Annotated in this window: 15 protein-coding genes; 7 read left to right on the top strand and 8 right to left on the bottom strand. The window is 64.0% G+C overall.

Features of this window, described 5'->3' with window-relative positions; translation table 11 throughout:
* Positions 1 to 31: 31 nt before the first annotated feature.
* The 3 genes from V0R62_RS08365 to V0R62_RS08355 all read left to right on the top strand — a co-directional run bounded on the left by V0R62_RS08365 (position 32) and on the right by V0R62_RS08355 (position 3,213).
* Positions 32 to 1,450 carry an FAD-dependent oxidoreductase gene (locus V0R62_RS08365; protein WP_050707339.1) on the top strand — a complete coding sequence of 473 codons (1,419 nt, stop codon included), beginning with the start codon at positions 32 to 34 and terminating at the stop codon, positions 1,448 to 1,450.
* A 235-nt stretch (positions 1,451 to 1,685) separates the two neighbouring features.
* Positions 1,686 to 2,750 (top strand): uroporphyrinogen decarboxylase, encoded by a 1,065-nt coding sequence (gene hemE, locus V0R62_RS08360; RefSeq protein ID WP_050707338.1) that lies wholly within the window; start codon positions 1,686 to 1,688, stop codon positions 2,748 to 2,750.
* 115 nt (positions 2,751 to 2,865) lie between these two features.
* On the top strand, positions 2,866 to 3,213 hold the full coding sequence (locus V0R62_RS08355; RefSeq protein WP_330103390.1) for a YgiW/YdeI family stress tolerance OB fold protein: 348 nt from the start codon (positions 2,866 to 2,868) through the stop codon (positions 3,211 to 3,213).
* A 35-nt stretch (positions 3,214 to 3,248) separates the two neighbouring features.
* Here the strand turns inward: V0R62_RS08355 and V0R62_RS08350 are convergent, their stop codons facing one another.
* Positions 3,249 to 4,490: an MFS transporter gene (locus V0R62_RS08350; protein ID WP_330103389.1), complete on the bottom strand. Its 1,242-nt coding sequence runs from the start codon at positions 4,488 to 4,490 to the stop codon at positions 3,249 to 3,251.
* Positions 4,491 to 4,612: 122 nt separating this feature from the next.
* Between V0R62_RS08350 and V0R62_RS08345 the strand changes: the two genes are divergently transcribed.
* Complete coding sequence (locus V0R62_RS08345) at positions 4,613 to 5,518, top strand: LysR family transcriptional regulator (protein WP_330103388.1); 906 nt, start codon at positions 4,613 to 4,615, stop codon at positions 5,516 to 5,518.
* A 52-nt stretch (positions 5,519 to 5,570) separates the two neighbouring features.
* Entirely contained in the window at positions 5,571 to 6,344 is a 774-nt protein-coding gene (locus V0R62_RS08340; protein ID WP_028688427.1) for a ParA family protein, read from the top strand.
* Between the two features lie 66 nt (positions 6,345 to 6,410).
* Here the strand turns inward: V0R62_RS08340 and trxC are convergent, their stop codons facing one another.
* The 7 genes from trxC to betI form a co-directional block, all read right to left on the bottom strand.
* Entirely contained in the window at positions 6,411 to 6,845 is a 435-nt protein-coding gene (gene trxC / locus V0R62_RS08335; RefSeq protein ID WP_330103387.1) for a thioredoxin TrxC, read from the bottom strand.
* A gap of 55 nt (positions 6,846 to 6,900) precedes the next feature.
* Positions 6,901 to 8,361 carry a protein adenylyltransferase SelO gene (gene selO, locus V0R62_RS08330; RefSeq protein WP_330103386.1) on the bottom strand — a complete coding sequence of 487 codons (1,461 nt, stop codon included), beginning with the start codon at positions 8,359 to 8,361 and terminating at the stop codon, positions 6,901 to 6,903.
* A gap of 120 nt (positions 8,362 to 8,481) precedes the next feature.
* A complete protein-coding gene (mscK, locus tag V0R62_RS08325; protein ID WP_330103385.1) occupies positions 8,482 to 11,787 on the bottom strand; it encodes a mechanosensitive channel MscK in 3,306 nt (1,101 codons plus the stop codon).
* 35 nt (positions 11,788 to 11,822) lie between these two features.
* Positions 11,823 to 13,565 carry a potassium/proton antiporter gene (locus tag V0R62_RS08320; RefSeq protein WP_186711977.1) on the bottom strand — a complete coding sequence of 581 codons (1,743 nt, stop codon included), beginning with the start codon at positions 13,563 to 13,565 and terminating at the stop codon, positions 11,823 to 11,825.
* A 254-nt stretch (positions 13,566 to 13,819) separates the two neighbouring features.
* The gene (gene betA, locus V0R62_RS08315; protein WP_186732485.1) at positions 13,820 to 15,517 is read right to left on the bottom strand and encodes a choline dehydrogenase; all 1,698 of its coding nucleotides are present in this window, start codon (positions 15,515 to 15,517) and stop codon (positions 13,820 to 13,822) included.
* Positions 15,518 to 15,593: 76 nt separating this feature from the next.
* Positions 15,594 to 17,066: a betaine-aldehyde dehydrogenase gene (betB, locus tag V0R62_RS08310; RefSeq protein ID WP_046853877.1), complete on the bottom strand. Its 1,473-nt coding sequence runs from the start codon at positions 17,064 to 17,066 to the stop codon at positions 15,594 to 15,596.
* A gap of 38 nt (positions 17,067 to 17,104) precedes the next feature.
* Positions 17,105 to 17,761, bottom strand: a complete 657-nt coding sequence (betI, locus tag V0R62_RS08305; RefSeq protein WP_028688420.1) for a transcriptional regulator BetI — start codon at positions 17,759 to 17,761, stop codon at positions 17,105 to 17,107.
* Positions 17,762 to 18,239: 478 nt separating this feature from the next.
* Between betI and V0R62_RS08300 the strand changes: the two genes are divergently transcribed.
* On the top strand, positions 18,240 to 20,243 hold the full coding sequence (locus tag V0R62_RS08300) for a BCCT family transporter (protein ID WP_408005639.1): 2,004 nt from the start codon (positions 18,240 to 18,242) through the stop codon (positions 20,241 to 20,243).
* Positions 20,244 to 20,377: 134 nt separating this feature from the next.
* Entirely contained in the window at positions 20,378 to 25,057 is a 4,680-nt protein-coding gene (locus V0R62_RS08295) for a dermonecrotic toxin domain-containing protein (RefSeq protein ID WP_330103384.1), read from the top strand.
* The last annotated feature ends 4 nt before the right edge of the window (positions 25,058 to 25,061 follow it).

Genomic DNA, 25,061 nt, shown 5'->3' with positions numbered 1-25,061 from the left:
GCCGGCAACTGCGGTAAAGAGGTTTTGAAAAATGGCTGAACGTCTGAGCAACGACTTCCAGTTCATCGAAGTGGGCCGCAAGGACCCGAAGAAAAAATTGCTGCGCCAGCGCAAGAAGGAGTTCGTCGAGATCTACGAACCCTTCAAGCCGCAGCAGTCCGTGGAGCAGGCGCACCGCTGCCTGGGCTGCGGCAACCCGTATTGCGAATGGAAGTGCCCGGTGCACAACTTCATCCCCAACTGGTTGAAGCTGGTCTCCGAAGGCAACATCCTGGCCGCGGCTGAACTGTCGCACCAGACCAACACCCTGCCGGAAGTGTGCGGCCGTGTGTGCCCGCAGGACCGTCTGTGCGAAGGGGCCTGCACCCTGAACGACGGCTTTGGCGCGGTGACCATCGGCTCGGTGGAGAAGTACATCACCGACACCGCCTTCGCCATGGGCTGGCGCCCGGACATGTCCAAGGTCAAGCCCACTGGCAAGCGCGTTGCCATCATCGGTGCCGGCCCTGCTGGCCTGGGCTGCGCCGACGTGCTGGTGCGCGCGGGCGTGACCCCGGTGGTGTTCGACAAGAACCCCGAGATCGGCGGCCTGCTGACCTTCGGCATCCCCGAGTTCAAGCTGGAAAAGACCGTGTTGAGCAATCGCCGCGAAGTCTTCACCGGCATGGGCATCGAGTTCCGCCTCAACACCGAGGTTGGCAAGGACATCAGCATGGAGCAGCTGCTCGCCGAGTACGATGCGGTGTTCATGGGCATGGGCACTTACACCTACATGAAGGGCGGCTTCCCGGGCGAGGACCTGCCGGGCGTGCATGACGCGCTGGACTTCCTGATCGCCAACGTCAACCGCAACCTCGGTTTCGAGAAGTCGCCGGAAGACTTCGTCGACATGCAGGGCAAGAAGGTCGTGGTCCTGGGCGGTGGCGACACCGCGATGGACTGCAACCGCACCTCGATCCGTCAGGGTGCCAAGGCCGTGACCTGCGCCTATCGCCGTGACGAAGCCAACATGCCGGGTTCGCGCAAAGAGGTGAAGAACGCCAAGGAAGAGGGCGTGAAGTTCCTCTACAACCGCCAACCCATCGCCATCGTCGGCGAGGACAAGGTCGAGGGTGTGAAGGTGGTCGAGACCCGTCTCGGCGAGCCGGATGCCCGTGGCCGCCGCAGCCCCGAGCCGATCCCGGGCTCCGAGGAGATCCTGCCGGCCGATGCCGTGGTGATCGCCTTCGGCTTCCGCCCGAGCCCCGCGCCGTGGTTCGAGCAGCATGGCATCCAGCTGGACAGCCAGGGCCGCGTGGTGGCGCCGGAGAAGGGCAAGTTCAAGCACCAGACCAGCAACCCGAAAGTGTTTGCCGGTGGCGACATGGTGCGGGGGTCGGATCTGGTGGTGACGGCGATCTTCGAAGGGCGTACGGCCGCTGAGGGGATCCTGGACTACCTCGAAGTCTGATCGATCGTCGGGGCCGCTTTGCGGCCCATCGCGGCACAAGGCCGCTCCTACAGGGGAATGCGATCTTCTGTAGGAGCGGCCTTGTGCCGCGATGGGCTGCAAAGCAGCCCCAAAGGTATTTTTGTATACAAAAACGCTTGATCCAAGGCACCCAATAGACAAAACGCATGGCCATGGCCGTGCCTTTTGCGTCCGCGTCTGAGAAAATGCCCGCACTTTTTTTCCGGATGCCGACATGACTGCCCTGAAGAACGATCGTTTCCTGCGTGCACTGCTCAAGCAACCCGTAGACGTCACCCCGGTATGGATGATGCGCCAGGCCGGCCGCTACCTGCCGGAGTACCGCGCCAGCCGCGCCAAGGCCGGTGACTTCATGAGCCTGTGCATGAACCCGCAGTTCGCCTGCGAGGTCACCCTGCAGCCGCTGGACCGCTACCCGCTGGACGCGGCGATCCTCTTCTCGGACATCCTCACCATCCCCGACGCCATGGGCCAGGGCCTGTACTTCGAGACCGGCGAAGGCCCGCGTTTCAAGAAGGTCATCAGTACCCTGGCGGACATCGAGGCGCTGCCGATTCCCGACCCGCAAAAGGACCTGGGCTATGTGATGGACGCAGTCAGCACCATCCGTCGCGAGCTCAACGGCCGCGTGCCGCTGATCGGCTTCTCCGGCAGCCCGTGGACCCTGGCCACCTACATGGTCGAGGGCGGCTCGTCGAAGGACTTCCGCAAGACCAAGGCCATGGCCTATGACAACCCCGAGGCCCTGCACCTGTTGCTGGACAAGCTGGCCCAATCGGTCACCAGCTACCTCAATGGCCAGATCCTCGCCGGCGCCCAGGCCGTGCAGATCTTCGACACCTGGGGCGGCAACCTGTCGGCGGCGGCCTACCAGGAGTTCTCCCTGGCCTATATGCGCAAGATCGTCAGCGGCCTGATCCGCGAGCACGAAGGGCGCAAGATACCGGTGATCCTGTTCACCAAGAACGGCGGCCTGTGGCTGGAAAGCATTGCCGAGGCCGGTGCCGACGCCCTGGGCCTGGACTGGACCTGCGAAATCGGCGACGCCCGCCGCCGCGTCGGCGACAAGGTGGCGCTGCAGGGCAACATGGACCCGACCGTGCTGTACGCCAAGCCCGAGGCGATCCGCAAGGAAGTGGCGCGCATCCTCGCCAGCTACGGCAAGGGCAGCGGCCATGTGTTCAACCTGGGTCATGGCATCACCCCCGAGGTTGATCCGGAGCACGCCGGCGTGTTCATCAACGCCGTGCATGAGCTGTCGGCGCAGTACCACCAGTAATCGGTGTGCAACGCGAGAAGCCCGGCCAAGCGCCGGGCTTTTTGTTGTATTAAGTTTCAATTCAGCGATCGTCGGTAATCTGGGGCCATCAAAACGCAAACAGGACCCGATCACCATGAAAGCCCGTTACCTGCCCCTGATCCTCGCCCCACTGTTCAGCACCGCCGCCCTGGCCGCCGGCTACACCGGCCCCGGCGCCCAGGCCGTGACCACGGTCGCCGCCGCCAACGATGCCGCCGACGACACCCCGGTGGTGCTGCAGGGCTTCGTGACCAAGAAGATCAACAACGACGACAAGTACGAGTTCAAGGACAACACCGGCACCATCACCGTCGAGATCGACGACGAAGACCTGCCGCCAACGCCGTTCAACGACAAGACCAAGGTCAAGCTGACCGGCGAGGTGGAGAAGCACCTGATGAGCCGTGAGGTGGATGTGGATATCGTCGAGATCGTCAACTGATCGGAGATTTTGGGGCTGCTGCGCAGCCCCAGCAATCAGGAAGTCTTCGGCGGTAATTTGCTCAAGTGCACCGCCACCAGCAACGCCACCGTCAGCAGGCTGCCGATGAACAGCCCGATGCCGTTCCAACCCCACTGGTGCCAGAACACCCCGCCCGCCGTCCCCGCCACGCTCGACCCCGCGTAGTAACAGAACAGGTACAACGACGAAGCCTGCCCCTTGGCCTTCAGCGCCCGGCGGCCGATCCAACTGCTGGCCACCGAGTGCGCGCCGAAGAAGCCGAAGGTGAACACCAGCATGCCGACGATGATCATCGCCAGCGGGTTGGCCAGGGTCATCAGCAGGCCGCCGGCCATCACCAGGATGCTGGCCCAGAACACCTTGCGTCGGCCCAGCCTGTCGGCCAGGGCGCCGACCTGCGCCGAACTGTAGATCCCTGACAGATACACCACCGACAGCAACCCGACCAGTGCCTGGTTCATGTGATAGGGCCCGGCCAACAGGCGGTAGCCGATGTAGTTGAACAGGGTGACGAAGGCGCCCATCAGCAGGAAGGCCTCGAGGAACAGCCAGGGCAGCCCGGCATCCCTGAAGTGCATGACGAAGCCGTCGAGCAGGCTGCGCGGATTCAGCGTTTGGGGCCGGAAGTTGCGCGATTCGGGCAGCACCTTCCAGAACACCAGGGCTGCTGCCAGAGCCAGCCCGCCGATGGTGAGCATTGCCGTATGCCAGCTGACGAAGTCGATCAGTACGCCGGTGATCAGGCGCCCGCTCATGCCGCCGATGGCATTGCCGCCGATATACAATCCCATGGCCAGGCCGATGTGCTGTGGGTGGATCTCTTCGCTCAGGTAGGTCATCGCCACCGCCGCCAGGCCGCTCAACGACAGGCCCACCAGGGCGCGCGTCGCAAGTACCAGCTCCCAGCTCGGCATCACCGCGCTGGCCAAGGTCGACAGGGCGGCGCAGAGCAGGGCGAAGACCATCACCGGCTTGCGCCCGACGCGGTCGGAGATCGGCCCGGTGACCAGCAGCCCGAACGCCAGCATCGCGGTGGACACCGACAGCACCAGGCTGCTCTGTGCGGCGTTGATGGAAAACTCCTGGGACAGCAGCGGCATCATCGGTTGCACGCAGTACAGCAGGGCGAAGGTGGCGAAGCCACCGCTGAACAGGGCCAGCACGGTCTTCATGAAGGCGGGGGAGCCTTTCTCGATCCAGATATCGTTGACGATAGGTTCGGGTTCGGCAGGCAGGGGGACTGCGGCGGATCTCACGGAGGGTACCTCGGGCGCTGGGGCCGGTGCTGCGATGAAAAAAGCATATAGCTGGCTAATAATTAGATCCAATATATTGTTCGACCTGTTTAAGATGTTTTACGACCTATTCGGAGTCGATCATGGAGCTGCGTCACCTGCGCTATTTCATCGCCGTGGCCGAGGAGCTGCATTTCGGTCGTGCCGCCCAGCACCTGGGTATCTCCCAGCCTCCGCTGAGCCAGCAGATCCAGGCCCTGGAGCAGGAACTGGGGGCGCGCCTGTTCGAGCGTACCAACCGCCGGGTCGAGTTGAGCGAGGCCGGGCGGCTGTTCCTCGAGGAGGCGCGCCAAGTGCTGGCGCAAGTGGAGAAGGCCGCCGATGTGGCACGGCGAGCGCAGCTGGGTGAGTTGGGTGAGATGAAGATCGGTTTCACCTCGTCGGCACCATTCACTTCGCGGATCCCCCAAGCGATTCGTGCCTTCCGCCAGCGCTATCCGTCAGTGCACCTCAACCTCAAGGAAATGAGCAGCCGTGAAGTGGTGGAGGCGGTGTTCGACGAGTCCATCGAAATCGGCCTGATGCGGCCGATGCCTTTGCCGGAAGGGATCGCCTGCACCGAGCTGTTCCGCGAACCCCTGGTGGCCGTGCTCAATGCATCGCACCCGCTGGCCATTGGCAGCGAACAAGGTGTGCACATGCAGGCCCTGGCCCACGAGCCGTTCGTATTCTTCCCGCGCAGCTACGGCAGTGGCCTGCATGCCCAGTTGCTGAGCCTGGCGCGCCAGGCGGGTTTCAGCCCGCATTTCGCCCAGGAAGCCGGTGAGGCGATGACCATCATCGGCCTGGTCTCGGCGGGGCTGGGCGTTTCGGTGTTGCCGGCCTCGTTCCAGCGCATGCGCATCGAAGGCGTGGTGTATCGCACTCTACTGGATGAGCAGGCGATGACCGCCGTGTGGCTGGTGCGTCGCGAGGCGCCCGGCTCGGCCATGGCCAATGCCTTCATCGCCCTGCTGACCGGGCTGGAACAGCCCGAAGGTGCTGGCTAAACCGCTGCGCTGGCCACATACTCGGGCATTCGTTGATACACGGAGGTCTGACATGCGGCGCGTGGTGTTCAATCAGAAAGGTGGCGTGGGCAAGTCGAGCATTGCCTGCAATCTTGCGGCGGTCAGTGCCAGTGAAGGCTATCGGACCCTGCTGATCGACCTGGATGCCCAGGCCAACTCGACCCAGTACCTGACCGGCCTGACCGGCGACGACATCCCCATGGGCATCGCCGACTTCTTCAAGCAGTCGCTGTCCAGCGGGCCGTTCGCCAAGAAGAACAAGGTCGATATCTACGAAACCCCCTTCGACAACCTCCACGTGGTGACCGCCACCCCGGAACTGGCCGACCTGCAGCCCAAGCTCGAGGCCAAGCACAAGATCAACAAGCTGCGCAAACTGCTCGACGAGCTGGACGAAGACTACGAGCGGATCTACATCGACACGCCGCCGGCGTTGAATTTCTATGCTGTTTCCGCACTGATCGCCGCCGATCGCGTGCTGATTCCCTTCGACTGCGACAGCTTCTCGCGCCAGGCCCTGTACGGCCTGCTGGCCGAGATCGACGAACTCAAGGAAGACCACAACGACGAGCTGGTGGTCGAGGGCATCGTGGTCAACCAGTTCCAGTCACGGGCCAGCCTGCCCCAGCAGATGCTCGATGAGCTGCTGGCCGAGGGCCTGCCGGTGCTGCCGGTGTACCTGGGCAGTTCGGTGAAGATGCGCGAATCCCATCATGCCAGCCTGCCGCTGATCCACCTGGAGCCACGGCACAAGCTGACCCAGCAGTTCGTCGAGTTGCATGATCTGCTGGAGCGCAGCGCCTGAGGGCTTGCAGGGGGGGCGCCGAAAGATCTTCAGCGCCTAGCACCTGTCAGCCCTGATGCGATCCCCTCAAACCCCTTGGCTGCGCAGCCACTCCAGCAACGACTGCAGTGGAAACGCGCCGGCTTGGCGAGCCACTTCGCGGCCATTCCTGAACAGGATCAGGCTGGGGATCGAGCGGATGCCGAGCTGGGCGGCGAGATTGCGGTTGACCTCGCTGTCTAGCTTGGCCAGGCGGCAGCGGCCGGCGAGCTGGCGCGCGGCCTGTTCGAACACCGGGGCGAAGCTCTTGCAGGGGCCGCACCAGTCGGCCCAGACATCCAGCAGCAACGGCAGGTCGCCCTTGATCTGGGCGGCGTAGGTGCTCTCATTCAGCTCGAAGGGTTGAGCGAGCAGCATGTCCTGCTTGCAGCGGCCGCATTTGGGGCTGTCGCCCAGACGCTCGGCGGGCAGGCGGTTGAGGCCGTTGCAGTGGGGGCAGGGGATTACCAGGGGTTCGGACATTTTATCTCCTTGATATTGCTGGGGCTGCTGTGCCGCGAAAGGGCCGCCCCGGGGCTCATGACGAACAGCTGATCTCCAGGTGCTTGCCCCACTCCGGCGGCCGTTCGGCATAGGCCTGCATTCCGGGCTGTTCCTCGAACGGCTTGCCCAGCACCTGGTGCAGCCGCCGCACTTCACTGTAGTCGCCCGCCTCGGCGGCTTCGATGGCCTTCTGCGCCAGGTAGTTGCGCAGCACGTACAGCGGGTTGACCGCATGCATGCGCTCGCGGCGCCCTTCTGCATTGCCCGCTTCGCGCGCGCAGCGCGCCTTGTACTCGGCACCCCAGGCGTCGAAGCCGGGCAGGTCGATGAAGTCTTCCCGTACCACCTGCAGGGCCTCGGTCACGGGCTGCTCGCCCAGGTGGCGGAAGAACAGGGTGTAATCCACGCCGCCCCGCTGCATGCACTGCAGCAGACGTTCGACCAGCGCCATGTCGTCGTCCTCGGCCGTGGTCAGGCCCAGGCGGCGGCGCATCAGGTCCAGGTAGTGCGCCTGGTACAGCGGCAGGAAAAGCCCCAGTGCCTCCTTCAGCGGCTCGACCTCGATCACTGTTGTCAGGGCCTGGGCCAGCGCGCTGAGGTTCCAGTGGGCGATCGGCACCTGGTTGGCGTAGCTGTAGCGGCCCCGGTCATCGGAATGGTTGCAGATGAAGTTGGCGTCGAAGTCGTCGAGGAAGGCGTAGGGGCCGAAGTCGAAGGTGATGCCGAGGATCGACATGTTGTCGGTGTTCATTACCCCGTGGCAGAAGCCATAGGCCTGCCAGCGGGCGATCAGTTCGGCGTTGCGCTCGACGATGGTGCGGAACATGGCCAGGTAGGGCTGCTCGGCGTCGCGGCACTCGGGGTAGTGCTGCTCCAGCACATGGTCGATCAGCACCCGCTGTTGTTCCGGTTGCTTGGTGTAGTAGAAGTATTCGAAGTGGCCGAAGCGCACGTGGCTCTGGGCCAGGCGCAGGAGCATGGCGGCGCTCTCGCGGGCCTCGCGCCATACCGGGGTGCTCGAGCCGATCACGCACAATGCGCGGCTGCTGGGAATGTCCAGGGCGTGCAGGGCCTCGGAGGCGAGGAATTCGCGGATCGACGAGCGCAGCACGGCGCGACCGTCGCCCATGCGCGAATAAGGCGTCTGGCCGGCGCCCTTGAGGTGCAGGTCCCAGTGCTCGCCGGCATCGTTGAGGACCTCGCCCAGCAGCAGGCCGCGGCCGTCACCCAGGCGCGGGTTGTAGGAGCCGAACTGGTGCCCGGAATACACCATCGCCCGTGGGTCGGCCTCTTCCCAGAGCTTGTGGCCGCTGAACAGCTCGGCGAACACCGGCAGCTCGGCCTGGGCCGGGTCGAGGTCGAGCAGGGCCATGGCCGATTCGCTGGCGACGACCAGGCGTGGATCGGCGATCGGGTCGGGCAGGACCTGGGTGGAGAAGGCATCGCCGAGTTGGGCGAAGCGGTTGTCGAAGGTCAGGTGGTCAAGGGTTCTCACAGGCCGGCTCCGCGATTGGAATGATCGCGGGGCAAGCCCGCTCCCACGCAGCAGTGTGGAAGCGGGCTTGCCCCGCGATGCGGTAGGACATTGTCAGGGTGCATGCCCCTTGGCGTCCACTCAGCTTGGCGGGATGCTGTCCGGTTTGCTGTCCATCGGGATCAACTGCTGCTTGCCGTTCTTCGGGTCCATCAGGAACACCTCCACCTGGCGCACCGAGATCTTGATGTTGTGCGCCTTGAACTCGCGGTTGATATAGCGGTTCAGTTCGTCCAGCGTCGGGTTGCGGTCGCCCAGGTCGCGCACGTGCATGCGCAGCTCGTGGTCCAGCGAGCTTTCGCCGAAGTTGAGGAAGTACACCAGCGGCTCCGGGTCCTTGAGCACCCGCGGGTTTTCGTGGGCGCCCTTGAGCAGCAGGTCGCGCACCAGGTCCAGGTCCGAGCCGTAGTCGATGCCCAGCTTCAGCGTCACCCGGGTGACCGTGTCGGTCAGCGACCAGTTGATCAGCTGGCCGGTGATGAAGGTCTTGTTGGGGACGATGATGTCCTTGCGGTCGAAGTCGGTGATGGTGGTGGCGCGGATGCGGATCTTGCTCACCGTGCCGGACAGGTTGCCGATGGTGATGGTGTCGCCGATGCGCACCGGGCGCTCGAACAGGATCATGATACCGGAGATGAAGTTGGCGAAGATCTCCTGCATGCCGAAGCCCAGGCCCAGCGACAGGGCCGCCACCAGCCATTGCAGCTTGTCCCAGCTGACCCCGAGGGTGGCCAGGGTACTGACGATGCCGACGCCGGCGATCACGTAGGACAGCAACGTGGTGATGGCGTAGGCGCTGCCCTGGGCAAGGTTCAGGCGCGACAACACCAGCACTTCGAGCAGCCCCGGCAGGTTGCTGGCCAGGGCCACGGCGATACCGGCGATGACCATGGCGCCGAGCAGGTCGCCGAGGCTGATCGGCACCATGCTGGCCGCCGCGCCGGTGCCGCTGCTGTACTCGTAAAGGGTGATGTTGTTGAGGTAGGCGAATACCGTGATCAGGTCCGCCCATACCCAGTACAGCCCGCCGATGAAGCCGCCGAGCAGGGCCAGGCGGATCAGGCGCAGGGACTGCTGGTTGACCTGCTCAATGTCCAGGGTCGGCTCTTCGACCACCACCTCGCCGTCGAGCCCTTCCTTGGCCGCCTGGCGCTTGCTCAGGGCGCGCTGGTAGGCCAGGCGTCGCGCCGCCACCGACAGGCCACGGACGAATGCGGCCTCGATCACCAGCCAGAACAGCAGCAGGTAGAGGGTGTAGATCAGCCGGTCGGTGAGCTTGAGGGCGGTGTAGTAGTAGCCGAAGCACACCGCCACGAACAGCGCGATGGGCAGGGCGGTGAAAGCCACCCCGACGGCCTTGCGGAACAGTGAGGTGTTCTGGTGCGCCGGGCTGCTCAGCAGCAAGCGGCTGAGCAGCCAGGCCATCAGCGCATAGCAGGTCAGCACCACGCCGATGCCCAGCACGTCGTCGGCCAGGGCCGACGGCTGGTGCTCGGCCACCGCCACCACGCCAACCAGGGCCAGTACCACGGTGCCGAGCCGGCGTACCCAGCCGCGCAGGAACTCGACCTGCGGCTTGTGCCAGCGGAAGTGGATCTCGGCCACGCCGCCCGGGGCGAGGATGCGGTAGGCGGTGTAGAACACCAGCCAGGCCTGGGCGATTTGCCACAAGGCGGCGCCGAGGTTGGCGTTCTGCCCACGGGCGTCGAGTTGCAGGGCGTAGCTGCCCAGGGTCAGGGCCAGGGCCACCGGCAGGGCCAGGAGGATGTTGATCAGGATCGCCTGGGGCGTGTGCCATTGGCTGTCGCGCTTGAAGTGGCCAATGTCCTGGTGGACCTTGCCCAGCCGTCGGTACAGCGCCTTGCGCCGCCACAGCAGGGCGCCGATCACCAGGATCAGCGGCAGGAACAGCAGCGGCTGCTGCACCAGGCCGTCGCCCAGCTCCTTGATGCCGGCGCCCCACGGCAGGCTGGCCACCTGGTAGGTCAGGCGCTCGGGCACTTCGCGCAGCCACTGCCAGTCCAGCGGCTTGTTGCTGGGGATCCAGAACATCTGCTCTTCCAGCGTGGTGCGCAGGTTCTGGGCGGTGCTCAGCAACTGCTTCTGGTTCAGCTGCAGGGTGATGCACTCGTTGAGCAGCGCCGACAGTTCGCGGTTCAGCCGTTCGAGCAGGTCGCCGCGGGTGATCGCCACTTCCAGCAGGGCCTTGCGCAGTTGCGGGGTGACGTCTTCCTCGGGCTGGCTGGCCAGCAGCTTGTCCACGTAGTTGGACGGGCTGCTCATCTGTTCGCGCTGCTGGTTGACCTCGAACTGGTAGAGGCGGATATCGGCGATCTGGTCGGCCAGGTCGCGGTCGACCTTCAGGTGCGGCAGGGCCTGCTTCTGCTTGTAGAGGATCTTCGACAGCAGCAGGCTGCCCTTGAGCACGTTGATCTGCTCGTCCAGGGCCTGGTCGGCCTGGGTAAGGCTGTCGAGCTGCTGCTTGGTGCGCAGGTTCTGCTGGGTTACCTCGTTGAGGCGGTCGGTGCTGCGCAGCAGGTAGTCGGACAGCTGCAGGTTGGCGGTGCTCTCGGTGGCCAGCAGGTTGCTGCCGCCGGCCTTCTGCGCCTCGATCGACTGGCGGGTGACGGTCTGTTGCGACTGGGCCAGGCGCTTTTCGTTGATCAGCGTCTGCAGGTCCTGGATTTCCTGTTCCAGGCGGGTGGCACGCTCGATCAGCAGGTCGTGGCGGGCATTGCCCAGGTCCTGCAGCACGCTGTTGCCGGCCAGCTCCTGGCGGCGCAGCAGGGTCAGGGCGTTGAGCGAGGCCAGTTCGGCGTTGAGCTGGTTGCGCTGGTCGGCGTTGATCGACTTGCCGTTGTCCTTGCCGCTCTTGAGGCTGTTGTTGATCTGCTGGACGCGGATCTGGTTGCTGCTGATCTCGGCCTGGGCGCGTTCAGGACGGGTCTGTGAATTGATGATCAGGCTGTTGGCTTCGGACAGCGCCTTCTGCAGGTCACCCTGCTGGGTGCTGCGCTCGCTGAGCATCTGCTCGAGCTGGGGCACCGTCAGGCTGGCATAGCGCTGAGCCACCGGCAGGGTGGGGCTGGCCTTGAGCTTGATCAGCTCGCGCTGGCTGTCGCGGATTTCCTGGGGCGCGTTGGCCAGCTGCTGCTTGAGGGCTTCGAGTTTCTTTTCGCTGTCGTCGCGGGCGTTGAGCAGCGCCAGGGTCTGCTCTAGCACCTGCTGCACGGCTTTCTGCTCGGTTTCCGGCAGCTTGCGCTCGGCGATCTTGCTCAGGCTGCTCTGGATGCCCGGGGTGGTCGGGATTTCCACCGCGCCGGCGGCGAACGAGAAGGTCAGGCACAGCCCCAGCAGGGCTGTGCGGCAATGGTCACGCAGGGACATAGGCAGAGTTCTTGTGTTACGCGGCAAATCGGAGTTTAGAGGAACAGCCCGGGTCCGGGGCGGGTACCTTCGGGGAATCTGACGCCCACTTTCTGGATCTTGTTCCCGTCCATGACGGCGACGGTCCAGATCGTGCCGTGCCATTCGATCTGGTCACCTACTACTGGAGCGCCTCCGACCTTCTGTCGGATGAACTGCGCCAGCGGCATTTTTGCGTCCAGACCATCGAGTTTCAGGCCGTACAGCGCGGCCACCGCGCCCAGCTCGGCATCGCCTTCGAGGACGAAATCGCCGAAGAAACGCAGGTCCAGGCCACGTTGCGGCGCCTGGCTGAACAGCTTGCCCAGCGCCGGCAGGTTATGTTCGTGGCCGATCACACAGAGCATGTCGCCGACTTCCAGCACGGTGCTGCCCGACGGGTGCAGCAGTTGCTCGCCGCGAAACAGCGCGGCGATGCGTGTGCCCTCGGGCATCTTCAGCTCGCGCAGGGCGGCACCGATGCACCATTTCTCGGCGCCCAGGCGATAGACGAACAGCTCCCACTCGCTGGTGACGTGTACTTCGAGCGCGGAGCGGGAAATCGGCGCCGGGTCAGGCGGTACCGTGACCTTCAGCAGCTTGGCCATCCACGGCAGGCTGGTGCCCTGCACCAGCAGCGACACCAGCACGATGAAGAAGGCCAGGTTGAAGAACAGCTGGGCCTGGGGCAGCCCCGCCATCAGCGGGAACACCGCCAGAATGATCGGCACCGCGCCACGCAGGCCGACCCAGCTGATGAAGCCCTTCTCGCGGCCATGGAAGGCCTTGAACGGCAGCAGGGCGGCCACCACCGACAGCGGGCGCGCCACCAGGATCATCCACAGCGCCAGTCCCAAGGCCGGCAGGGCGATGGGCAGCAGGTCGTGGGGCGTGACTAGCAGACCGAGCACCAGGAACATGCCGATCTGCGCCAGCCAGGCCATGCCGTCGAGCATGTGCAGGATGCCGTGGCGGCTGCGGATCGGCCGGTTGCCCAGCACCAGGCCGCACAGGTACACGGCGAGGAAGCCGCTGCCGTGCAGGGCGTTGGTCAGGGAGAACACCGCCAGGCCGCCGGCCACCACCAGGATCGGGTACAGGCCGCTGGCCAGGTTGATGCGGTTGACCAGTTGCAGCATCAGCCAGCCGCCGCCCAGGCCCATCAGCCCGCCGATGCCGAACTCGCGCAGCAGGTGGGTGAGCAGGCTCCAGTGCAGGCCGGTCTGGCCGCTGGCGATCATGTCGATCAGGGTGACGGTGAGGAACACCGCCATCGGGTCGTTGCTGCCCGACTCGATCTCCAGGGTGGCGGTGACCCGTTCGTTCAGGCCCTTGCCGCCGAGCAGCGAGAACACCGCCGCGGCATCGGTGGAGCCGACGATGGCGCCGATCAGCAGGCCCTGGATCAGGCTCAGGTCGAACAGCCAGGCGGCGACCATGCCGGTCAGACCGGTGGTGATCAACACGCCGACCGTGGCCAGCGACAGGGCCGGCCACAGCGCCACGCGGAAGCTCGCCACTCGGGTGCGCAGGCCGCCGTCGAGCAGGATCACGGCGAGCGCCAGGTTGCCCACCAGGTAGGCGGTCGGGTAGTTGTTGAAGATGATGCCGCCACCATCGACCCCGGCGAGCATGCCGACCGCGAGGATGATGACCAGAATGGGGATGCCCAGGCGCGATGACAGCGAGCTGACCAGGATACTGGCCCCGACCAGCAGCGCGCCGATCAGGAACAGACTGTTTATGGTGCTCGCATCCAAAGGCAGGTACTCCGGGACAGCGGGAAATAAGACTTGCAGCATGAACTAGCAGGTCACGTGCCAATCGATTCTAACCTGATGAATTGGCAGGCTGTAAAGCGTTTCTGCATATGAAAAAAGGCACCTCGAGAGGTGCCTTTTCAGGTGTTGCGTGAAGCTGTGGGTGGGCTTGCCCCGCGATGGCGCCCGTCAGGACAGTGGCGTCGCCAGATCCTACGCCATCGCGGGGCAAGGCCCGCTTCCACAGGTACCGGTCAGGCCTGCTTCACTTCACGCATCGGCTTGCCCTTCACTGGTGCATCGCCTGCCACGTAGTACTTGGCGGTGCTGCGCGGCAGCGGCTTGCGGCCACGGATCTTGTCCGAGATCTTCTCGGCGATCATGATCGTGGTGGCGTTCAGGTTGCCGGTGATGATCAGCGGCATGATCGAGGCGTCGACCACACGCAGGCCCTGCATGCCGTGCACGCGACCTTCGCCGTCGACCACTGCCATGTCGTCGGTGCCCATCTTGCACGAGCAGGACGGGTGGAAGGCGGTTTCGGCGTGCTCGCGGATGAACTTGTCCAGCTCTTCATCGGTCTGCACGTGGGCGCCCGGGCTGATCTCGCGACCACGGAACGCGTCCAGCGCCGGCTGGGCCATGATTTCACGGGTCAGGCGGATGCCGTCGCGGAATTCCTGCCAGTCCTGCTCGGTAGACATGTAGTTGAACAGGATGCTCGGGTGCTGGCGCGGGTTCTTCGACTTGGCCTGGATGCGACCACGGGCCGGCGAGCGCATGGAGCCCATGTGCGCCTGGAAGCCGTGCTCTTTCACGCCGTTGGAGCCGTTGTAGTTAATCGCGACCGGCAGGAAGTGGTACTGGATGTTCGGCCACTTGAACTCAGGACGGGTGCGGATGAAACCGCCGGCCTCGAACTGGTTGCTGGCGCCGATGCCAGTGCCGTTGAACAGCCACTCGGCGCCGATTTTCGGCTGGTTCCACCACAGCAGCGACGGGTACAGCGACACCGGCTGGGTGCAGGCGTACTGCAGGTACAGTTCCAGGTGGTCCTGCAGGTTCTCGCCGACGCCCGGCAGGTCGTGGACCACCGGGATATCGAGGCTTTCCAGCAGGGCGCGCGGGCCGACGCCGGAACGCTGCAGCAGCTGCGGCGAGGCGATGGCGCCGGAGGAAACGATGACTTCCTTGCGCGCGCGGGCTTCGACGCGCTCTTCGCTGTCACCTACCAGGTAGGTCACGCCGATGGCACGCTTGTTGTCGAACAGCACGCGGTCGCTCAGGGCGTGGGTGACGATGGTCAGGTTCGGGCGCTTCTTGGCCTGGTCCAGATAGCCGCGGGCGGTGCTGGAGCGACGGCCGTTCTTGGTCACCGAACGGTCCATCGGGCCGAAGCCTTCCTGCTGGTAGCCGTTGAGGTCTTCGGTGCGCGGGTAACCGGCCTGCACACCGGCTTCGACCATGGCGTGGAACAGCGGGTTGTTGCCGGCTTTCGGCGTGGCCACGCTGACCGGGCCTTCGCCGCCGTGGTAGTCGTTCGGGCCGATGTCGCGGGTTTCGGCTTTACGGAAGTACGGCAGGCAGTCCAGGTAGGTCCAGTCTTCCAGGCCTGGCAGTTCCGCCCAGCCGTCGAAGTCCATGGCGTTACCACGGATGTAGCACATGCCGTTGATCAGCGACGAGCCACCCAGGCCCTTGCCGCGGCCACATTCCATGCGGCGACCGTCCATGTGCGGCTCCGGATCGGTCTCGTAGGCCCAGTTGTAGCGGCGACCCTGCAGCGGGAAGGCCAGGGCGGCTGGCATCTGGGTGCGGAAGTCGAAGCGGTAGTCGGGGCCACCGGCTTCCAGCAGCAGCACGGTGACGCTGGCGTCTTCAGTCAGGCGGGTGGCCAGGGTGTTACCGGCCGAGCCGGCACCGACGATGATGTAATCGAATTCTTGGGACATGAAAAGTACCCTCGTTGGCGGTGGTCAGGGAGCGGAAACGCCCGTGCGCGAGGGCACGGGCGTGGCTAAACGGGGTTTAGAAAACCGAGTTGTAGCCGCCCAGCTCGACCTGGACCGACTTGATGCGAGTGTATTGAGCCAGCGAGCTGACACCGTTCTCACGGCCGACGCCCGACTGCTTGTAACCGCCAACCGGCATTTCGGCCGGCGACTCGCCCCAGGCGTTGATCCAGCAGATGCCCGCTTCGAGCTTGTGGATGATGCGGTGGGCGCGGCTGATGTCGTTGGTGCAGACGCCGGCGGCCAGGCCGTATTCGGTGTCGTTGGCGCGACGGATGACTTCTTCCTCGGTCTCGTAGCTGAGGATGCTCATCACCGGGCCGAAGATCTCTTCCTTGACGATGGTCATGTCGTCGGTGCAGTCGGTGAACACGGTCGGGGCCACGAACGCGCCCTTGGCGAAGTCACCGTCCAGCAGACGCTCACCGCCGCACAGTACGCGGGCACCTTCTTCTTTACCCTTGGCGATGTACGACAGCACGCTTTCCATGTGCTGGAAGCTGACCAGCGGGCCGAAGTTGGTGTTCTCGTCTTCCGGGTTGCCGGCACGGATGCGGGCGACGCGCTCGGCGATCTTGGCTTCGAAGGCGGCTTTCATCGCAGCTGGGATGAACACGCGGGTGCCGTTGGTGCAGACCTGGCCGGAGCTGTAGAAGTTGGCCATCATGGCGATGTCGGCGGCCTTGTCCAGGTCGGCGTCGTCGCAGATGATCAGCGGCGACTTGCCACCCAGTTCCATGGTCACTTCCTTCAGCGAGGAGCTGGAGGCGCTGGCCATGACTTTCTTGCCGGTGGTGGTGCCGCCGGTGAAGGAGACTTTCTCGATGCGCGGGTGCTCGGTCAGCCAGGTGCCGACTTCGCGGCCGCTGCCGGTCAGGACGTTGAACACGCCATTCGGCAGGCCGGCTTCGGTGAAGATCTCGGCCAGTTTCAGGGTGGTCAGCGAGGTGACTTCCGACGGCTTGAAGATCATCGCGTTGCCGGCGGCCAGGGCCGGGGCGGATTTCCACAGGGCGATCTGGATCGGGTAGTTCCAGGCGCCGATACCGACGGTCACGCCCAGCGGCTCGCGGCGGGTGTAGACGAAGGACGATTCGCGCAGCGGGATCTGCTCGCCTTCGATGGCCGGTACCAGGCCTGCGTAGTATTCCAGCACGTCGGCGCCGGTGACGATGTCGACGTAGCGGGTCTCGGAGTACGACTTGCCGGTGTCCAGGGTTTCCAGCATGGCCAGCTCGTCGTTGCGCTCGCGCAGGATATCGACGGCGCGGCGCAGGATGCGCGAACGCTGCATGGCGGTCATCGCCGCCCAGACTTTCTGGCCGCGTTCGGCGCTTTCGACGGCTTTTTCGACGTCGGCTTGGGTCGCGCGCTGCACATGGGCGAGGACTTCGCCGGTGGCCGGGTTGATGGCTTCGAAGGTGGCGTCGCTGCCAGCGTCGACGTAAGCGCCATCAATGTAGAGTTTTTGCGTTCCGAAACGGGCCATAGTGTCCTCGCAAGTGCAGTGTGTGGTTGGCTGCCGCGTCACGCTCCTGCCGGTTGGCTGGTCGCTGCGCGCGGCTGTTCAGAGGCCTGGTCGGTTGTGCCCAGGGACTGCTGTTTCGCCAGTTGTAGATCCATGTATTCGTAAGCGATGCGTATCGCCTGGTCGGTGTCGAATGCATCCCCCGACAGGGCGCCACGCAACCACAGGCCGTCGATCAGGGCTGCCAGCCCGCGGGCAGCCTTGCGCGCATGGTAGAGCGGCAGGACGCGGCGGAACTGGCAGCACAGGTTGGAATACAGACGGTGATCGTTGATCCGCTGCAACCTGTGCAAAGACGGCTGGTGCATGCTGGAGGCCCAGAAGGCCAACCAGGTTTTCATTGCCGGGCCATTCACCTGGCTCGCATCGAAGTTGCCTTCGATGATCACCTTCAGGTGGGCACGCGGGCTGTCGTCCGTGAGTGCCTGACGACGCGCGATCACACCCTCGTTGAGCATGTTCATGATGTGGCGCATCGTCGCTGCGATCAGGCCGTTCTTGTCCTGAAAGTAGTGACTGATGATGCCGTTCGACACACCGGCCAAACGGGCAATCAGCGCAATGCTGGCATCGCCCAGTCCGACCTGATCGACTGCCTGCAATGTGGCTTCGATCAACTGCTGGCGGCGGATGGGTTGCATACCGACCTTGGGCATCTTGCTATCTCCTCAGGCCTGCGGGCAGACGACGAGCGGCTGCCTCGGCGAGGCCAGTCTATTTTGTTTTGATTGAACGTTCAATCAATAAAGAATAAGCTCTGCGACAATTTGTGCCATTGACAGTTTTTCAGGCCGTCAAAGGGGCACGAATCGACACCCCAGGAAATCGTGTAACCCCCGGAATACAAGGCGTTGACGGGCATGAGCGATGCAAAGGACAGATTCTGCCGAGCGGTCACGGACTGCGCGGTCGGCCCTTGGAGCGGGCCAGGTGGTCTGTGGCGAATGCGCGCACCTTCTGCTGAGTGCGTGGCAAGGCGACAGGCGGCCGGTCTGTTTTTTTTGCAGCGTTTCGATTCGGGATCACGGTTTCCAGGTGCCTTTTATAACACCTTGCGCAGTAGGGCTATTGCACCAATTGCGCGGGACATAACTGTTTAGCCTCCACTGCCGCACTGCCCGGAGCATTCGTGCAATGAGTTCTGCCTCCCTGACAACCCCCCCCGCCGAGCGGGTACGGGTCAATCGCGTGGTGTTCTACACCTCGGCGCTGATGATCCTCGTTCTGACTGCCCTGCTGATCGCTGTCCCCGAAGCCGCTGGCCAGGCGCTGGGCGTCGCCCAGAGATGGCTGACCCGTACCTTCGGCTGGTACTACATGCTGGTGATCTGCGGTTACCTGCTGTTCGTCGTCTACCTGGCCTTCTCCGACTACGGCAAGCTCAAGCTTGGCGGCAAGGACGACACCCCCGACTTCAGCTACGGCGCCTGGGCCGGCATGCTGTTCTCCTCGGGCATCGGTATCTCGCTGCTGTACTTCGGCGCCTCCGAGCCGCTGGACCACTACTTCAACCCACCCGAGGGCACCCCTGCCAGCCTCGAGGCCGCGCGCCAGGGCCTGCAGCTGACCTTCCTGCACTGGGGCCTGCACGGTTGGGCGATCTACGCCTTGGTCGGTCTTGCCGTGGGTTACTTCGCCTACCGTCACAACCAGCCGCTGGCACTGCGCTCGGCGCTGTACCCGCTGGTCGGTGAGCGTTGGGTCAAGGGCGGTGCCGGCCATGCCGTGGACATCTTCGGCATGTTCGTCACCCTGCTGGGCCTGGTGACCAACCTCGGTATCGGTTCGATGCAGGTCGCCTCGGGCCTGGAATACCTGTTCGGCATGGACCACAGCAAGACCAACCTGCTGGTGGTGATCCTGGTCATGGCCGGCGTTGCCACCGTGGCCGCGGTGTCGGGCGTGGAGAACGGCATCCGTCGCCTGTCCAACCTGAACATCCTGCTGTTCAGCGGCCTGCTGATCTTCGTGCTGCTGGCCGGCAACACCCTGCACCTGCTCAACGGCTTCGTGCAGAACATCGGTGACTACCTCAACGGTGTCGTGCTCAAGACCTTCGATCTGTACGTCTATGAAGGCGACAACGACAAATCCGAGCGCTGGCTGGGCCTGTGGACCGTGTTCTACTGGGCCTGGTGGATCTCCTGGGGCCCGTTCGTCGGCATGTTCATCGCCCGTATCTCCAAGGGCCGTACCGTGCGCCAGCTGGTTAGCGGCGTGCTGCTGATCCCGCTGGGCTTCACCCTGGCCTGGCTGTCGATCTTCGGCAACACCGCGCTGGACCTGGTGATCAACCAGGGCGCCGTGGAGCTGGGCAAGACAGCGCTCGAACAGCCGTCGATGTCGATCTACCAGTTGCTGGAGTTCTTCCCTGCGGCCAAGATCGTCATCGGTGTGGCAGTGTTCGTCGGCTTCGTGCTTTTCCTGACCCCGGCCGACTCCGGCGCGGTGATGATGGCCAACCTGTCGTGCAAGGGCGGCAAGGTCGACGAGGACGCCCCGCACTGGATGGTGGTGTTCTGGTCGGTGGTCATCACCCTGGTCACCATCGGCCTGCTGTTCGCCGGTAACTTCGAAGCCATGCAGACCATGGTGGTGCTGGCCGGCCTGCCGTTCTCGGTGGTCCTGGTGCTGTTCATGTTCGGCCTGATGAAGGCCATGAAGCAGGACGTCGCGGTCGAGAGCGAGCGCGCCGAATTGGCCGCCCGTGGCCGTCGCGGCTTCAGCGAGCGCCTGAGCCAGCTGGACCTGCAGCCGACCCAGGCTGTGGTGCAACGCTTCATGGACAAGCAGGTCAGCCCGGCCCTGAAAGAAGCCGCCGAGCAGCTGCGCACCCTGGGCTTCGAGGTCGAGACCCGTGTTGGCCAGTCGCGCAACATGATGGGCCTGCGGGTGATGATGGAAGAGGGCAATCCGTTCGTCTACGAAGCCAGCCTGGACGGCTACATGGCCGCGCCGAGCGAGGCGCCGGTCGAGGGCGAGCCGGAAGTGCGCCAGCGCTTCTACCGTGCCGAGGTGTACCTGCACGACGGCAGCCAGGAGTATGACCTGATGGGCTTCACCCGCGAGCAGATCGTGCGTGACGTGCTCGATCAGTTCGAAAGCCACCGCCAGCTGCTGGGGCGTGTGTATAGCTGACAGGCGTCAACGCATCATGAAAGGGCCCTGCCGGTAACGGCAGGGCCCTTTTTTCTGGCGTCTACATGGATACCACCAGGCTTGTCGGGCGCAACCCATCCTTGTCGATCTCGTTTTTCACAAGGAGCCACCGCATGTCCTACGAACAAAAAAACCTCCAGGATGTTCACGCCGTCGTTAGTGCCGAGTTCGCCAGGCGGCCAACGATTCGCGAGGTGGCGAGCACACAGTTGCTCAGGGTGCTGAGCGAACACCTGTCGATCCTTGCAACCGCCAGTCTGCCATCGGCTGAATACGTGACGTTGCTGATTCCGCAGGATAACGCCAGATCATCCCGACCTTATGACAGCTGGGCGAGTCGCCCCTTGCTCGATTGTGTCATGGACGTCCTGCAAGCAGGCCGGTCGCTGGCGTCGCTGGGCGCTGCCCGGGGTCTGTTTCAGATCAGCCTCCAGCCCCCTTACTACCTGCGTGATCAGCAGGGTAATACGTTGGCCTACACATCGGTGGACATCACCAGTGCCATGAGCGATCTGGAAAATCTGGTGAGGGCTCTGCCGGAGTACCTCAGCCAGGCTCAGGTGGACTACTGGTCGCAAGTCGGCAGCATGGGCGTGCCTCGTGAGCGTTGGTTGGCCCAGGTCATTCGCATTGCGCTCTTGCAGAATTTGCCGGTGCAAGGCCTGGACGACCTGGCGAGGACGTGCGTGCTCGGCCTGCTTCAGGGTGGCAGGCAGCAGCCTTCGGTCTTTGTTGTTGAAGTTCACCTGTTGGTGGGGGCGAGGAGGGTCTCGTTGCTGCTGCCTGAACTGCTGTTGCAGGGCGAGCACGATGCGGGGCAGGCGATTGTGTGGTGTGCGCCGTCGAGCGTGGTGCAGGCCTACGTGTCACTCGATGCCTTTGCTCAGGCGCTGTGTGAATCGTTGGCCGAGCGTTACCGTTTCGATTCGATGACCTGGGATCGCCATCAGCTGGAGGGCGACAGCTTCGCGCAGCAATGCACGTTGCTGCTGGAGCGCATGCTTGGCGCTGTCGAGCGCCTGCGTTACACCAGGTTCGAAAGTGCGGCGGCGATGGAGCTGGTGTATTCAGCGGTCACCGATCCTGCACAGTGGTTTGTCGAAGGATACCGAGCGCAGGCTGACAGTGGACTGGGATTACCTCCGGGGCTGCGCGCAACCAGCGCATTGAACAGTTTCGCCTGCCAGACGGCGTTGTTCGACCTGGCGCTGGCCCAGGCGCAGTCCGATGGAGTGGGGGCGCTTGACGATATTCTCGACCTGCACAGCTATGCCGGCCAGCGTCTCAGGGCACAAATGCTGGTCGACCATCCCGTGGATGCGAATTACGTTGCCGACGACCTGCAACTGACCCTTGTCACCGCCCGGGGCATGCCCGGCGGGCCAGGCGCAGGTGTCGGTGGCGGTACGGTCGAGACCAGAAACCTGAGCCTGACAGCATTTGCCATCGGCAACCTGGCGTCGCTGAGTGGCGCGACGGTGACGGCAGTCAGTCACGCGAAAGACCAACTAATCATGGACTGGCTTACGCCGGACTACTTGCAGGCACTGGTTACGCGAGTCGACATCGGTGGCAACTACCCGAACTACGTGGCCCAGCAGTTGGACGACCCAGGCCAGCGTCAGGGCCGCATTTCACGCTTCGCCCGGGAATGGCGCTGTTCGCTGTTGTTCAGTGCGCTGTCGGCGCGAGTGGGGGGGACGCTGAGTGAGGCGGGAATGCAGGCCGTTGGCGACTACTGCCGTGGGCTGCTGGATACACAGTTGCCCGCCACTGTGCTCATGCCCCTGGCCTTCAAGCGCGAGCCCGGTGCGGTCATTACCGACGTGGTTGCCGGCATGTACGTTCTGAAGTGCACCGAGCCGTCGACGGTCTTGTTGTTCCGGCCGTTGTACGGCAATGCAGCGCTGCTTGAATTCACCAGCCTTGCACACCTGATGGAGGCGATCCGCGCCCCCGGCGCCTTGCAGGACAGTATCGTGGCCTGGCTGCCCGACTCGGCTCGGCCGGTTTACGACAATGGCGGCTTTCTGGAACCGCACCTTGGTCGGCCGGTCATCGATACCTCGATTCTTCCCGAACCCGTTCAACCGGCCAGTTTCAGTGCGCAGTTCTGGAAGGCTGATGTCGATGCCTACCTGTACAAGGCCAATCGGGCGTTGTTGATCGAACTGGCGGATCGTAGCGCGGTTTCCAATGCCGAAAGCCGCTGGGAAATTCTAGCCAGGGGCAGCTGGCTGCTGTTCGATGTGGCGACGCTGTTGTTGCGTGGCCCGGTGGCGACCGTGGCCTGGTTGGTTCAAGCCTTCGCCGGCATCAAAAATGACGTATCGGCCTTGCTGCACGGCACGGCCTTCGAGCGCTCGGCGGCTGTGGTCGACCTGGTGTTGAACGCATCGATGGCCCTCATGCATGCGCGCCTGCCGTCTGCCGACACGCAAGGCGAGGTGGTGGCGGGCAGCGCAGCAGAGTATTTGGCATTGGCGCCGGCAGGTGCGTTTAAGGCAGCCCCTGACGCGCCGCCCGCTCAAGGCAAGGTGGGCCTGCCTTGCGGCCTGACTGAACAGGTGTCTACCGCGCTGGATACCCGATGGCGCGACCTGCAGGGTTTCAACCTGCTTTCGCCCGAGCGGCGCACGGCGCTGTTGCTGTTGCGCTCGCCCGTCTCGGTCAATGGGCGGGAGATGATCGACCATGGCCCGTGGCAAGGGCTCTATCAGGTGGCGGAGCGCCTCTACGTAACCCTTGCCGGCGATGCCTACGAGGTCCAGGCCGATGGCGAACGCATGCGTGTCGTCACGACGACGGGGCAACTCGGGCCTTGGTTGGAGCGCAAGTACGGCCAGTGGCGCATCGATGCCGGCTTGCGTTTGCGCGGTGGCATGCCCAAGACCCACCGCGAACTGCTGAGGGAGGCGAACAAGCGCAGGATCGAGACGTTGAAAACCAGAGAAGCAGAACTCACCAGGCGTCACAACGACATGGCGGAGCCGCTCAACCGGCACCGTGCCCTGCTTCTGGAGAAGGACCAGCGGATCAAGGCCCTGGAGGCAATCGAACAGCCGGACGAGCTGAACCTCAAGGAACTCGATGTTCCCCGGCGCTTGCGCAAACAGATCAACATCAAGCTCGCCTACGAATTGAAGGCCATCATCGACAACTACGTCGAACATGGCGCTGTGCTCTCGGAAATGTATGCGATGAGGCAAGACGATACTTCCCTCACCAGTGCATTGCTCGATCTGCGCAGCATGATCCGCCAGGACCTGATCGACAGCGCCGCGACTTTCCATGACGAGTTGGCGAGCTTCGTCAACACGGACAACGTGGACAGGCTGGCGGAACAGATCACCGTGCACCCCGAAAGCGATGCGGAAATCGCCCGGTACAAGGTATTTCGCGAAGCGCTCGAGGGGGTCGTCAAATGGGAGACGGACCTGGTGGAGATCTCCAGCCTGCTCGACCGTCTGCTCGAAGAGACCCTGAAGGACGGCAGCATCTACTTCAGGGATGCCAAGACCCATGCACGCATCAACAAGAACAAGGAGCTCAGGAGCCAGATCGAAGCTCGTCGGTTAACCGCTGTAGATCTTGAATTTCGCCTGCTCCAGGACCTGGCCGAGCTGAGCCTCGACCGGCTCGCGGATGTGGACGAGCGCGTGCTGCAGAACTATTTCGACTATCTGGCGAGCAGCAACTTGAGGAGCGCCGGCGGCACCCATGGTGACCTGGCCGGCAGCACCTTGAGCCTGACAGATCGCATCGAGGTGCTCAAAGGGGTGCTGGAGGACTACGAAGAGGCATCGACCATGGCCGAGTATCTCGGCAGCGTCGGAGGCGCGGCGGTCAGGGGGGAACAGCTCAAGGCCTACCAGAAGGTGCTTGGCGAGCTCAAGGGCGCGGCCGAGCGGGAAATGGCCCAGCTGGTCAGGGAGAGCGAACTGCACGAGCTGCGCCCGCCGAAAGTCCAGGTACATGCCCCCCGGGGCGGGCGTCGGCACCTGGCACGGACGGACCGAGGGCGTAGTGTCCTGGCCGAGGAAGTCGAAGTTGATGGCGTGGCGGTCGTGCAGCAACGCGACTATCGCACCCAGCATGTACTCAAGACGTTCCGGCAAAAGGGCAAGGAATGGGTCGAGGACACGCACGACGAAGAGGGCAGTGATCCGCTGTCACCTCTCGAACCGCGCATCGCGCGCAAACAGGCCCAAGTGCTGGTGGACCAGGTGGACTCGGTGATCGGGTTGGCGCGTGGGTACTTCAAAGCCAATGAACCCTTGAACCTGTCGACCATCATCGACGGGCATCTGGACAAGCTGAACGAGGCGCTGGCGGGGCATTCACCGGAGGACGAGCTGTTCGAAGGGCTGACCGGCGTCATCGAGCGCCTGCGGGCGATCCGCCGTGACCTCTTGATCAGCCTGTACTTCTCGACCAGTCGGCCGAATGCCAACAGCCTGCGCTTCCTGTCCGAACAGAAACTGGTGACCGTGGAGCGCGTCGGGCCGCGCAAGGCGCTGGCGACCGGAGATTATCTGGAGGTTTACGAAGTACGGCGCTTGCCGCGTGAGGGAAGCGTCACAGGCGAGGGACTATGGGAGGCACATTTTCACTATCCGAACGCCACGACGCCCAACAACGCGTTCAGCAAAGGGCACCTGAAGCTATGGTCGCAACGCAAGCTCGGGCGCTTGGCGCAGATGCGTGCGGCCACCAGTGGACGGGATCTGCTGGATATCTATCGCGGTGAGCTGCGCCTGGCTGACCTGACCGGCATCATCGATTTTGCCTGACGGC

Source organism: Pseudomonas carassii (assembly GCF_036324045.1).
Taxonomy (GTDB): domain Bacteria; phylum Pseudomonadota; class Gammaproteobacteria; order Pseudomonadales; family Pseudomonadaceae; genus Aquipseudomonas; species Aquipseudomonas peradeniyensis.
Note: the sequence above shows the minus strand (reverse complement) of the source record. Positions and strands in the feature narration are given on the sequence as shown.